The sequence below is a fragment of the Pseudomonas sp. NPDC086566 genome (assembly GCF_050280885.1).
GTDB classification, from domain to species: Bacteria; Pseudomonadota; Gammaproteobacteria; order Pseudomonadales; family Pseudomonadaceae; genus Aquipseudomonas; species Aquipseudomonas vlassakiae.
On the sequence record NZ_JBNNWD010000003.1, the window covers coordinates 328136 to 340928 of the forward strand.

A 12793-nucleotide genomic window follows, 5' to 3' on the forward strand; every position below is an offset into this window, starting at 1 on the left:
CAGGAGACCATTCCCATGAAACAGCACGGTTCCGAGACGGTCCGTGAGCAGGCGGCCGCATGGTTCGTCCGCATACAGGACGCGCCGCGCGATGCCGCGCTGCAAAAGCAGCTGCGTGCCTGGCTGGCCGCCGACCCCAGCCATCGTGCCGAATACGATGCCCTGGCCACGGTCTGGAGCGCGGCGCAGCTGATCCCCCGCCAGCGCCTCGAAGCGCTGTGCGAGCCGGACCCGATCCCCCAGCTGCCGCAACGGCGCCTGCTGCGCCAGGCACTGGCGGCCAGTGTGGCGGTGGTGGCGCTGGGGCTGGGCTGGACGGCCTGGCAGCAGCAACAGCTCAATCACCAGGATCAGCTGCAGACCGCCTTTGGCGAGCGACGGCAGGTCGAGCTGCCGGATGGTTCGCGCCTTGAACTCAACAGCGCAACCGAGCTGCATGTCGATTTCAGCCCAGGTCGTCGTCATGTTCAACTGAACGCAGGTGAGGCGATGTTCATCGTCGCCCCTGACCGCAGCCGCCCGTTCGTGGTCGACACCGCCCAAGGCAGCGTGACCGTCACCGGTACCCGTTTCGATGTGCGCCTGGATCCCGCAGCTACCCGGGTGGCGGTCGAACAGGGCTCGGTGCGCGTGCAGGGCCGCGACACTTCGCTGGCGCAACTGGGTGCAGGTCAGGGTTCCTCTATCGATGCCCATGGGCGAGTCGCCGCGCCCCATGCAGTGGACCCCGCCAAGCTGACCGCCTGGCGCCAGGGCAAGCTGGTATTCGACAACGCCACCCTCGCCGACGTGGTAGCCGAAGTGTCGCGCTACCGCACCCAGCCTTTGCGCGTGGCGCCTGGCAAGGTTGCCCAACTGCGCCTCTCCAGTACCTTCAGCACCGATGACACGGACGCACTGCTGCGCGCCTTGCCGAGCATCCTGCCGGTGGCGATCAAGGCCCATGAAGACGGTTCCCGCGAAATAATCGCGAAATAGATTCAGGTTTTTTTCCGCTCGTTCGTCTTCCCCGTCAGCTGCAACTGCCAAGCATTTCCATTTGCATGCGGTTGGCGTTTATTCCCTCTTCCGGATGTTTCGACGACGTGAACAACAACAAGACGTTTCCACGCCTGAGCGCTTTGGCGCTGGCCTTGGCGGTCAGTGCCGTGACCGTGAAAGCCCAGGCCGACAGCCCAATCCAGATCCAGGCGCAGCCGCTGGCCTCGGCGCTGAGCCAGTTGGGCCAGCAGACTGACCTGCAGCTGTTCTTCAGCCCCGAACTGGTGGCCGGCAAGCAGGCCCCGGCGGTGTCCGGCAACCTGGCGCCGGAGCAAGCCCTGCAGCAACTGTTGCAGGGTAGCGGCCTGACCTACGAGAAAACCGAAGACACGGTAGTGGTGAAACCGGCCCAGGCTGCCGGCACGCTTACCACCGGCAGCCTGGAACTGGCGCCTACCGATGTGAAGGTGGTCGGTGACTGGCTGGGTGATGCCGACCAGGCCGTGGTGCAGAACCACCCTGGCGCGCGTACCGTGGTTCGCCGCGAGGCGATGGAAGAGAAGGGCGCGATGAACGTGCGTGACGTGCTGCGCGGCATCCCGGGGGTGCAGGTGCAGGACAGCAACGGCACCGGTGGCAGTGACCTGTCGCTGAACGTGGGTGTGCGTGGCCTGACCTCGCGCCTGTCGCCGCGCTCGACCGTGCTGATCGACGGCATTCCGGCAGCCTTTGCGCCCTACGGCCAGCCGCAGCTGTCGATGGCACCGATCTCCTCGGGCAACCTCGACAGCATCGACGTGGTACGCGGTGCGGGCTCTGTTCGTTATGGCCCGCAGAACGTCGGCGGGGTGATCAACTTCGTGACCCGGGCGATTCCCGAAAAGCCGTCGGCTGAACTGTCCACCACGCTGGAAACTTCCCGGCATGGTGGCTGGAAGCACACCGAGTCGGCATTCGTTGGCGGCACTGCCGACAATGGCATGGGTGTGGCTTTGCTCTATACCGGTGTGAACGGCAACGGCTATCGCGAAAGCAACAACGGCAACGACATCGACGACGTCATCCTCAAGACCCACTGGGCGCCCACCGACGTCGATGAGTTCTGGCTCAACTTCCACTACTACGATGGCCGTGCCGACATGCCCGGTGGCCTGACCCAGGCTCAGTACGACAGCAACCCGTACCAGTCGCTGCGCGACTACGACTACTTCGCCGGCCGGCGCAAGGACGTGTCGTTCAAGTGGCAGCGCCAGCTCGACGATGCCACTCAGTTCGAAGTGCTGACTTACTACACCGACAGCTTCCGTGGCAGCGCCATCGCCGCCCGTGACATGAAGACCCTGTCGTCTTACCCGCGCAACTACCACACTTTCGCCATTGAGCCACGGGTGTCGCGGATCTTCTTCGCCGGCCCTACCACTCAGGAAGTCAGTGTCGGTTATCGCTACCTGAAAGAAGCCATGCGCGAGCAGTCGACCCGCCTGGCGCTGATCGACAATGTGCCGACGCCCACGCCGACCTCCGACGGCCACGTGTTCCAGGACCGCAGCGGTGGTACCGAAGCCAGTGCCTACTATATCGATGACAAGATCGATGTCGGCAACTGGACCATCACCCCGGGCATCCGCTTCGAACACATCAATACCGACTGGCGCGACCGCCCGGTGCTCGGCGCCAACGGCCAGCCGGTGCCGGAGAAGAAGCGCAGCATCACCAGCAACGAGCCATTGCCAGCGCTGAGCGTGATGTACCACATTTCCGATGCGTGGAAAGTGTTCGCCAACTACGAGACCTCGTTCGGCAGCCTGCAGTACTTCCAGCTGGGCCAGGGCGGCACCGGCAACAGCACGGCCAACGGTCTGGAGCCGGAAAAGGCCAAGACCTACGAGCTCGGTACCCGTTATGACAACGGTGGCTTCGCCGGTGAGCTGACGGCGTTCTACATCGACTTCGATGACGAGCTGCAGTACATCAGCAACGACGTGGGCTGGACCAACCTCGGCGCGACCAAGCACCAGGGCATCGAGGCATCCGCACGTTATGACCTGGCCGGGCTGGATTCACGCCTGGAGGGGCTGTCGGTGAGCGGTGGCTACACCTATACCCGCGCGACCTATGAAGGGGATATTCCCGGCTTCAAAGGGCGTGACCTGCCGTTCTATTCGCGTCAGGTGGCCACTGCCGGGGTGCGCTATGCGATCAACCGCTGGACCTGGAATCTGGATGCCTACGCCCAGTCCAGGCAGCGTGCGCCAGGGACCGGGATCAATGCCGATGGCAGCTTCAACGGTGACTACATCACCGAGCCGAGTGCCGATGGGCAGTATGGCGATATTCCAGGGTATGTGACCTGGCATGCCCGTGGCGGGTATGAGTTCGGGGCGGACATGTCCAACCTGAAGCTGGCGGCGGGAGTGAAGAACCTGTTCGACAAGCAGTACTTCACCCGCTCCAGCGACAACAATGCCGGCATCTATGTGGGGGAGCCGCGGACCTTCTATGTGCAGGCCAGTGTAGGGTTCTGATCCCAGATACTGGGGCCGCTTTGCGGCCCATCGCGACCTCTGGTCGCTCCTACAGGGAAACGCGATCCCCCGTAGGAGCGACCAGAGGTCGCGATGGGGCGCAAAGCGCCCTCAGCGATTAAGAGACCACCGCCTCAGCTGGCGAGACAATGCTGGTCTTCGCCCCCCGCGAGCGCCCCGAGCTCAGGTAAGCCGCAATGGATTCCTGAGTCACCTCACCCAGGAACACCTGTTCGGCATCCAGCACCGGCAACCAGGCCCGGTTGAACTCGTACATCCGCGACAACAGGATGCGCAGGTGCTCGTCATGCGACGCCGTGGCATTGAACGGCCGCAGGAAGTCGCCACAGGTGCCTTGCTGGCGGTGCATGTCACGCCGGCGCACATACCCCAGCGCCTTGTTCTGCCCGTCGGTCACCACCACGTAGCGGCGGTCGTGCTCATCGAGCAGCTCCAGCGCATCGCTCACCGGCGTCTGCGGGCTTACCGAGGGCGCGTTGTCCGCCGCATCCTCGGCACGTACCAGCAACAGGCGCTTGAGCGTGCTGTCCTGGCCGACGAAGTTGCTCACGAAGTCATCCACCGGGTGCGCCAGCAGGGTATCCGGGTGGTCCAGCTGCAGCAGCTTGCCAGCGCGGAAGATGGCGATCTTGTCACCCAGCTTGATCGCCTCGTCGATGTCATGGCTGACCATGATCACGGTCTTGTTCAGCGCCCGCTGCATCTCGAAGAACTCGTTCTGGATCATCTCACGGTTGATCGGGTCGACCGCGCCGAACGGCTCGTCCATCAGCAGCACCGGCGCTTCTGCCGCCAGCGCACGGATCACGCCGATACGCTGCTGCTGGCCACCGGACAGCTCGCGGGGGTAGCGCTGCAGGTACTGCTTGGGTTCGAGCTTGATCATGTGCATCAGCTCGCGGGCGCGCTCGTGGCATTTCTGCTTGTCCCAGCCGAGCAGGCGCGGGACCACGGTGATGTTCTCTTCGATGGTCATGTTGGGGAACAGGCCGATCTGCTGGATCACGTAGCCGATGTGCCGGCGCAGGGTGACTTCGTCCAGCGCGCTGGTGTCTTCGCCATTGATGAACACCTGGCCGGAGGTGGGCGTGATCAGGCGGTTGATCATCTTCAGCGTGGTGCTCTTGCCGCAGCCTGAAGGGCCGAGGAAAACGCAGATTTCGCCTTCGTTGACGGTAAGGCTGACCGCGTCGACGGCTTTGACGTCCTTGCCGTTGACGTTGAAGGTTTTGCTGAGGTTCTTGAGTTCGATCATGAGCGCAGTCCTTCTGGAGTCAGGGCACGTTGCAGGGTTTGCAGGAGCAGGTCGGCGATGATCGCCAGCAGGCTGACCAAAACGGCGCCGACCAGCAGCATCGACATGTCGCTGCGGCTGATGGAGGTGAGGATGAGCACGCCCAGGCCGCCAGCGCCGATGGTCGCGGCGATGGTCATGACGCCGATGTTCATCACCACGGCGGTGCGCACCCCGGCAAGGATTACCGGCACCGCAATCGGCAGTTCGACCATGCGCAGGCGCTGGCCGAAGGTCATGCCGATGCCCCGTGCGGCTTCACGGATGCCGGGCTCGACGTTGGTCAGCGCCAGGTAGGTGTTGCGCAGGATCGGCAGCAGCGAATAGAGGAATACCGCCGTGATCGCCGGCAGCGGCCCGAGGCCTTGGCCGAACTTGGAATAGAACGGCAGCAGCAGGCCGAACAGGGCGATCGAAGGGATGGTCAGCAGCACCGTGGCACTGGCTTGCAGCGGGCCGGCGACGGCCGGGAAGCGCGTCATCAGGATACCCAGCGGTACGCCGACGATGATCGCCAGGCCCACGGCGACGCCGACCAGCATGATGTGCTGCCAGGTCAGCTGCAGCACCTGAGCCCAATCGAGGTGGGCGAATGTGTCGAGCAGGCTCATGGCTGTACCTCGCTTTGCAGTGGGTGCTCACGCAGGAAGGCGGCGGCCACCGTGGTCGGGCTCTGGTGCTCGACGTCGACTTTGGCATTGAGCTGGCGCATGGTTTCGTCATCCAGCTGCTCGGCCAGCGGCTTGAGCAGGCCGGCCAGTTTCGGGTTGGCGTCGAGCACCTGTTTGCGCACCACCGGGGCGGCGGTGTAGTCGGGGAAGTAGTGCTTGTCGTCTTCCAGCAGCTTGAGGTTGAACGCGCTCAGGCGGCCGTCGGTGGTGTACACAAGGCCCGCGAACACCTGGTTGTTGTGCATGGCGGTGTAGACCAGCCCGGCATCCATCTGGCGGATGTTGGCGCGGCCCACATGCAAGTCGTACATCTCCTTGAGCCCGACCAGCCCGTCCGGACGGTTGGCGAACTCGGTGTCCAGTGCCACCAGATGCTTGCGCTGGCTTTCGTCACGCAGCACCTGGTTGAGGTCGCTGATCGTGTTGACCTGTGGATAAGCCTCGGCCACCTGCTTGGGCAAGCCCAGGGCGTAGGTGTTGCTGAACTTCGATGGGGTCAGCCAGATGAGGTCTTTCTTCGCGTCCAGTTCCTTGACCTTGGCGTAGGTGGCCTCGGCACTGGGCATGCGCTCGTCGATGTGGTTGTACGAGACCAGCGACACACCGGTGTATTCCCACATCAGGTCGAGCTGGCCGGTTTCCTGGGCCTGGCGTGCGATGCTGCTGCCCAGGCCAGAGGTGACACGCACATCGAAGCCGTTGGCGCGCAGGTACTGTGCGGTGATTTCGGCAAGCACGGTCTGTTCGGTGAACACCCGCGCACCGATGCGGATCAGTGGTTTTTCCGCTGCCTGGGCAAATCCTGCAAACAGCAGGGCCGCGCCGAGCAGCAAGGCGATTCTCTTGTTCATGGGTTCCCTCGTGTTATCCAGCCAGGCCACGTTCCAGCCAGCGCTTGCTGGAGAAACTCACCGCAGCGTCCAGCACAAGCGCCAGCAGGGCGGTGCAGGCGGCGCCGAGCAGCAGTTGTGGCTGGTTGTTCAGGGCGATGCCGGGGAAGATCAGGCTGCCCAGGCTGTTGGCACCGATCAGGAATGCCAGTGGCGCCGTGCCGACGTTCAGCGCCAAGGCCACACGCACGCCACCGACGATGATCGGCACGGCGTTGGGCAGTTCCACCTGCCAGAGTTGCTGGCGTGGGGTCATGCCGATGCCGGTGGCGGCTTCCTTGAGCGAGGCGGGGACGTTTTTCAGGCCCTCGTAGGTGTTGCGCACGATGGGCAGGAGGGAGGCGAGGAACAGCGCGAAGATCGCAGGCCCGGCGCCGATGCCCAGGATACTCAGGGCGATGGCCAGAACGGCCAGGGGGGGGATGGTGTTGCCAACGTTGAAGAACTGCATGAAGCGCTCGGCTTTGTCGACCCGGTGCGGTCGACTCAGCGCAATGCCAGCGGGGATGCCCACGGCCAGCGCCGCCGCCATCGAAGCCAGCACCAGTACCAGGTGCGCTTGCAGGTAGAACCCAAGATCGTCGCGATAACGCGCGATCGTGTCGATGCCGATCCAGTGGATCAGCAGGGCCAGGATGACGAGCACGGCGGCCCATCCCAACAGCCCTTTTCCGTAGCGTGTAGCCACAGGCGGACTCCTTGTGTTGTCGGCGAGCACACTTCTTGGTGGCCGGCCAGTGCTGGCGGCGGGTGGTGTGTTCGCGAGTAGCAGCGTGAGGCAGCCGAAGGCTGCGCTCAGGCCATGAGCCGAACCCCGTCGGGCCCGAAAATGCTGATGAAACCAGTCCCCGAGCGAAGCGGGTTGCAGGGGAATGGACGTCTCCGTGGGCGTAAAGGTTCCCATCTGAGGCGGCATTTGGCCAGCGTTAATCACTGGCGTCTTGGAAATTTCACGCGAAAAATAAGCGCCTTTCCTACATCAAGGCGTTGAATTACCTGCTATCCAGCCGTTTGTCCCGCCGAGCAATATCTGCTTTGAAATTCTCTCGATATTCACTTGAGAGAATATTCCTCAGAGGGTATTTTGTGGTGTGGTCTATAAGGATGTGCCCGGAATTCATGATCGAATTCAAGGCGTTGGCACTGGAGGTTCAGGATGAGCTGCTGGCTCAACTCCATCTGCTTGCCTGCCGCGGCCCGGCTCTGGGGCGACCCCGTGTGGATTCCTTGAAAGGCTCAAGGCATTCGAACATGAAAGAGTTGCGATTCAGTGTCGGCGATGGCGTGTGGCGGGTAGCGTTCGCCTTTGATCCATCACGCTGTGCGCTGCTGTTGGTAGCCGGCGATAAGGCAGGCATTAGTGAGCGTAGGTTTTACCGCAGCCTGATCGGTCGTGCTGACGCGCGTTTCGAACGGCATCTGTATAGAGATTGAATGATGAAAACACTCGATGAGGTTATGAACGAGCTTTCGCCTGAGCGTAGAGCCAGGGTTGAAGCCCGCGGTCGTGAACTGATCCGTGAAGAAATGACCTTGCAAGCATTGCGCAGGCAACTGGCAGTCACCCAGGAAGGGATGGCGGAGCGTCTGGATATCCGTCAGGGCAATGTTTCGAAAGTGGAGAAGCGGAGTGACATGTTGATTTCCACCTTGCGCAGCTATGTGGAGGCTCTGGGCGGGACTTTGGAGCTGGTTGCGCATATTCCAGGGCGCCCACCCGTCACGCTTGACGGTTTCCTTGAAGATCAGGAGCAACGCGCTTAATTCCTGTAATGGACCGGTTGGGGGATCAAATTTTGGTCCCCGCCCAACTTCAGGTATGATATCGCCCCTTTCAAATCCCCCAGTCAGGCGATTTCCCATGACCAACCAGGCCGCCGAAGTCGCGAAGCGCCGCACTTTCGCAATCATTTCCCACCCCGACGCCGGTAAGACCACCATCACCGAGAAGCTGCTGCTGATGGGCAAGGCCATTGCCGTCGCCGGTACCGTGAAGTCGCGCAAGTCCGACCGCCACGCCACCTCCGACTGGATGGAAATGGAGAAGCAGCGCGGCATCTCCATCACCACTTCGGTGATGCAGTTCCCGTACCGCGAGCACATGATCAACCTGCTCGACACCCCCGGCCACGAAGATTTCTCGGAAGACACCTACCGCACCCTGACCGCGGTGGACTCGGCGCTGATGGTGCTGGACGGCGGTAAAGGTGTAGAGCCGCGGACCATCGCCCTGATGGACGTGTGCCGCCTGCGTGACACGCCGATCGTCAGCTTCATCAACAAACTCGACCGTGACATCCGTGACCCGATCGAGCTGCTCGACGAGATCGAAGCCGTCCTTAAGATCAAGGCCGCGCCGATCACCTGGCCGATCGGTTGCTACCGTGACTTCAAGGGCGTGTATCACCTGACCGGCGACTACATCGTGGTCTACACCCCGGGCCATGGTCACGAGCGCACCGAAGCCAAGATCATCCAGAAGCTGGACTCCGACGAGGCCCGCGCGCACCTGGGCGACCAGTACGACTCGTTCGTGGAACAACTGGAGCTGGTGCAGGGCGCCTGCCACGAGTTCAACCAGGAAGAGTTCATCAACGGTCAGCTGACTCCGGTGTTCTTCGGTACTGCGCTTGGCAACTTCGGTGTCGACCACGTGCTCGACGCCGTCGTCGATTGGGCACCGCGCCCGCTGGGCCGTGTGGCCAACGAGCGCACCGTCGAGCCTGTGGAGGAGAAATTCACCGGCTTCGTGTTCAAGATCCAGGCGAACATGGACCCGAAACACCGCGACCGTATCGCCTTCATGCGCATCTGCTCGGGCAAGTACGAGAAGGGCATGAAGATGCGCCATGTGCGGATCAACAAGGACCTGCGCATCGGCGACGCGCTGACATTCTTCTCCTCCGAGCGTGAGCAGCTGGAAGAGGCCTATGCCGGCGACATCATCGGCCTGCATAACCACGGCACCATCCAGATCGGCGACACCTTCACCGAAGGCGAGGCGCTGGGCTTCACCGGTATCCCGCACTTCGCCCCGGAGCTGTTCCGCCGCGTGCGCCTGAAGGACCCGCTGAAATCCAAGCAGCTGCGTCAGGGCCTGCAACAGCTGGCCGAGGAAGGTGCGACCCAGGTGTTCTTCCCGGAGCGCAGCAACGACATCATCCTCGGTGCGGTGGGTGTGCTGCAGTTCGACGTGGTCGCCAGCCGCCTGAAGGAAGAGTACAAGGTCGAGTGCGCCTACGAGCCGATCACCGTGTGGTCGGCCCGCTGGATCGGCTGCGACGACAAGAAGAAGCTCGAGGAATTCCAGAACAAGGCCATGGAAAACCTGGCCATCGACGGTGGCGGTCACCTGACCTACCTGGCGCCGACCCGGGTCAACCTGGCGCTGATGGAAGAGCGCTGGCCGGACATCAAGTTCCGCGCTACCCGCGAGCACCACTGATCGCCGAATTGGGGCCGCAAAGCGGCCCCATTTCAGTTGCCTGCCTTGATACTGGTCCAGATCCGGGTCCTGATGCGGTCGATCTTGGCCGGCATCGCCTCCAGCGCATACAGCTTGCCCATCACCTCCTCGCTCGGGTAAATCATCGTATTACCCTTCATCGCCGGCTCCACCAGCCCGTCCGCCTTGAGGTTGCCGTTGGCGTACTGCACGTGGTTGCTGATGTTGGCCATCACCTCCGGCTGCAGCAGGTAGTTCATGTAGGCATACCCGGCCTTTTCATCCGGTGCATCGGCAGGCATGGCCACCATGTCGAACCACATCGGCGCACCTTCCTTGGGGATCGAATACCCCACCTTCACTCCGTTCTTCGCCTCTTCGGCGCGGTTCTTCGCCTGCAGCACATCCCCTGAGAAGCCCACCACCACGCAGATATCGCCATTGGCCAGGTCGCCGGTGTACTTCGACGAGTGGAAGTAGCTGATGTAAGGCCGCACCTGCATCAGCAGCGCCTTGGCCTTGTCGTAGTCGGCCGGGTTCTGGCTGTGATGCGGCAGGCCCAGGTAGTTCAGGGCGATCGGCAGCAGTTCGGGGCCGTTGTCCAGCACTGCGACGCCGCAGCTCTTCAGCTTGCTCATGTACTCCGGCTTGAAGATCAGGTCCCAGGAGTCCACCGGCGCATTGTCGCCGAGTACTGCCTTGACCTTGTCGATGTTGTAGCCGATGCCGGTGCTGCCCCACAGGTACGGGAAGCCGTACTGGTTGCCCGGGTCGTTGACTTCCAGCGCCTTCATCAGCACCGGGTTGAGGTTGTGCCAGTTGGGCAGCTGCGACTTGTCCAGTGGCTTCAGGGCCTTGCCCTGGATCTGCCGGGCCATGAAGTGGTTGGACGGGAATACCACGTCGTAGCCGGAGTTGCCGGTCATCAGCTTGCCGTCGAGGGTTTCGTTGCTGTCGTACACGTCGTAGGTCGGGACGATGCCGCTGGCTTGCTGGAAGTTTTTCAGCGTGTCGGGTGCCACATAGCTGGACCAGTTGTAGATCTTCACCGTTTCAGCGGCGCTGGCCACGCTGGCCGCCAGCATCAGGGGTGCGAACAGGAACATGCGCATATCGGGATACCTTGCTTTGTCTGTTGTTATCGAAGGCAGGCGATCAGCGGATCAGAAAATCAGAACGTAGGTCTTGCGCACGGTCTCCTGGATATCCCAGGTGCCGGTGCTGTTGGCCGGTAGCATCAGGGCGTCTCCGGCTTCTATGAGCAAGGTTTCGCCACCGTCGGGGGTGAAGGTGCAGCGGCCCTTGATGAAATGGCAGAACTCCTGCTGCACGATCTGCCGGCGCCAGCGCCCGGGGGTGCACTCCCAGATGCCGGTTTCGACGCCATCATTGCGCTCCACGCAGGTAACCGAAGCCACTGCAACGGGTTCGCCAAGCGGCACCGCGACCGGGTTGGAGCAGTCGAGCACGGCGGTGCCTGTGTGTTTGAAGTGGGTGATGCTCATGACCGGTGGATCCTGTGTCGGGGAAAGGGAAGTCAGTGCATGAAGCCTTCCATGAAGTCCGCTAACGAGCTGGCCAGGCGCCGCCTCCAGGGCGCGCTGGCGGGGTTGGCGAGGGTCCGGTCCTCGTGGACGAAGCTTTGGATGATGGCGTTGTAACCGAGCCAGCGGCAGGGTTCGGGCGGCCAGCTGGCCAGGCTCGTCACTGGGCGGTCGTCGAGCACCCAGGGTTGCGCAGTCAGTTCGTTGTGCTGGTTGAGGATCAGTGCTGCCAGGGTGCGCCCGCCGAGGTTGGTGGCGCCGACCCCTTCGCCACCGTAGCCGCCGGCCAGGGCGATGCCGCGCTGGCGGTCGCAGAGCATGTGCGGGCGGAAGCGCCGCGCCATGCCCAGGTTGCCGCCCCAGGTGTGGGTGATGCGTGCGTGCCTGAGCTGCGGGAATAGTTCGCTGAACAGATAGCGACGCAGTTCGATCTCGTGCTGGTCAAGGCTGAAGTCTTCGCGCAGCCGGCCGCCGAAGCGGTAGCCGCCGCGGGCGCCGAACACCAGGCGGTTGTCGGCGGTGCGCTGGCCGTAGGTGACCTGGCGGCTGCTCTCGCTGAAGGCCTGGCCCTGGCTGAGGCCGATCTGCTCCCAGATCGATTCTGGCAGCGGCTCGGTGGCCACCAGCAGGCTCTGCACCGGCAACTGGTGTTTGCCCAGCGGCGGCAGGCTGGCGGCGTAGCCTTCAACCGCGGGCACCATCCACTGGCAGCGGATGCGCGCCAGGGGCGAGCGCACTTCGCCGGGCTGCCAGTCGATGGCCGGGGTGTTCTCGTAGATGGTCACGCCCAGCGCTTCCACCGCCCGGGCCAGGCCACGGGCCAGCTTGGCCGGGTGGATGGTCGCGGTGTGCGGGCTGTAGATCGCGCCATAGGCATTGCTGACCCGCAATTGCGCGTCCAGCTGCTCGGGGCGCAGCCAGCGGTAGTCGTCCTCGGTCATGCCCTGGCGATAGAGGTCGTCGAGATAGGCGCGCAGGCTGCGTTCCTGCTCGGGGTAACGCGCAGCGCAATACAGCACGCCGCCTTTGCGGTAATCACAATCGATGCCTTCGCGCTGCAGCACGCTGTGCACTTCATCGGGGATGCCATGCAGCAGGTCGATGCTGGCGCGTCGCTGTTGCGGCGACAGGGTGGCCAGCAGGCGGTCTTCGCCGAGCAGGTTGCCCATCAGCCAGCCACCGTTGCGCCCCGAGGCGCCGAAGCCGGCGATGTTGGCCTCGATCAGCGCAATGTTCAGTTGTGGCGCCTGGCGCTTGAGGTAATAGGCGGTCCACAGCCCGGTGTAGCCGGCGCCGATGATGCACACATCGACTTCAAGGTCCTGGCGCAGGGCAGGGCGCGCGCACAGCGGCTCGTCGAGCTGGTCCATCCACAGGCTGAGCGAGCGCAGGGATTGCATCGGGTTTTGCTCCACATCCATC

Annotated in this window: 12 protein-coding genes; 5 read left to right on the forward strand and 7 right to left on the reverse strand. The window is 63.1% G+C overall.

Features of this window, described 5'->3' with window-relative positions; translation table 11 throughout:
* The first annotated feature begins 15 nt into the window (after positions 1–15).
* Entirely contained in the window at positions 16–978 is a 963-nt protein-coding gene (locus ACQKPS_RS08735) for a FecR family protein (protein WP_427603651.1), read from the forward strand.
* A 107-nt stretch (positions 979–1085) separates the two neighbouring features.
* Positions 1086–3506: a TonB-dependent siderophore receptor gene (locus ACQKPS_RS08740; protein ID WP_427603653.1), complete on the forward strand. Its 2421-nt coding sequence runs from the start codon at positions 1086–1088 to the stop codon at positions 3504–3506.
* A 118-nt stretch (positions 3507–3624) separates the two neighbouring features.
* Here ACQKPS_RS08740 and ACQKPS_RS08745 read toward each other — a convergent pair whose 3' ends face one another.
* From ACQKPS_RS08745 to ACQKPS_RS08760, 4 genes are read right to left on the reverse strand one after another with little or no spacing between them, the layout of a single operon-like run.
* Complete coding sequence (locus tag ACQKPS_RS08745; protein ID WP_254483335.1) at positions 3625–4782, reverse strand: betaine/proline/choline family ABC transporter ATP-binding protein; 1158 nt, start codon at positions 4780–4782, stop codon at positions 3625–3627.
* Positions 4779–5432 carry an ABC transporter permease gene (locus tag ACQKPS_RS08750; RefSeq protein WP_054901077.1) on the reverse strand — a complete coding sequence of 218 codons (654 nt, stop codon included), beginning with the start codon at positions 5430–5432 and terminating at the stop codon, positions 4779–4781. Before ACQKPS_RS08750 ends, ACQKPS_RS08745 begins: the two co-directional genes overlap by 4 nt.
* Entirely contained in the window at positions 5429–6343 is a 915-nt protein-coding gene (locus tag ACQKPS_RS08755) for a glycine betaine ABC transporter substrate-binding protein (RefSeq protein ID WP_427603656.1), read from the reverse strand. Before ACQKPS_RS08755 ends, ACQKPS_RS08750 begins: the two co-directional genes overlap by 4 nt.
* A 13-nt stretch (positions 6344–6356) precedes the next feature.
* Positions 6357–7070, reverse strand: a complete 714-nt coding sequence (locus ACQKPS_RS08760) for an ABC transporter permease (RefSeq protein ID WP_054887588.1) — start codon at positions 7068–7070, stop codon at positions 6357–6359.
* 431 nt (positions 7071–7501) lie between these two features.
* Here ACQKPS_RS08760 and ACQKPS_RS08765 point away from each other — a divergent pair, with 431 nt between their 5' ends.
* The 3 genes from ACQKPS_RS08765 to ACQKPS_RS08775 all read left to right on the forward strand — a co-directional run bounded on the left by ACQKPS_RS08765 (position 7502) and on the right by ACQKPS_RS08775 (position 9827).
* Positions 7502–7816, forward strand: a complete 315-nt coding sequence (locus ACQKPS_RS08765; protein WP_427603658.1) for a type II toxin-antitoxin system RelE/ParE family toxin — start codon at positions 7502–7504, stop codon at positions 7814–7816.
* Entirely contained in the window at positions 7817–8146 is a 330-nt protein-coding gene (locus ACQKPS_RS08770) for a transcriptional regulator (protein WP_427603660.1), read from the forward strand.
* A gap of 97 nt (positions 8147–8243) precedes the next feature.
* Positions 8244–9827 (forward strand): peptide chain release factor 3, encoded by a 1584-nt coding sequence (locus tag ACQKPS_RS08775; protein ID WP_427603662.1) that lies wholly within the window; start codon positions 8244–8246, stop codon positions 9825–9827.
* A gap of 32 nt (positions 9828–9859) precedes the next feature.
* Here ACQKPS_RS08775 and ACQKPS_RS08780 read toward each other — a convergent pair whose 3' ends face one another.
* Genes ACQKPS_RS08780 through ACQKPS_RS08790 form a run of 3 tightly spaced genes read right to left on the reverse strand, consistent with a single transcriptional unit; the run spans position 9860 to position 12771 of the window.
* On the reverse strand, positions 9860–10939 hold the full coding sequence (locus tag ACQKPS_RS08780; RefSeq protein WP_427603664.1) for a polyamine ABC transporter substrate-binding protein: 1080 nt from the start codon (positions 10937–10939) through the stop codon (positions 9860–9862).
* Positions 10940–10990: 51 nt separating this feature from the next.
* Positions 10991–11332, reverse strand: coding sequence for a cupin domain-containing protein (locus tag ACQKPS_RS08785; protein ID WP_254483342.1), 342 nt, complete (start codon positions 11330–11332; stop codon positions 10991–10993).
* A gap of 32 nt (positions 11333–11364) precedes the next feature.
* Positions 11365–12771 carry an NAD(P)/FAD-dependent oxidoreductase gene (locus tag ACQKPS_RS08790; RefSeq protein ID WP_427603666.1) on the reverse strand — a complete coding sequence of 469 codons (1407 nt, stop codon included), beginning with the start codon at positions 12769–12771 and terminating at the stop codon, positions 11365–11367.
* Positions 12772–12793 lie beyond the last annotated feature (22 nt).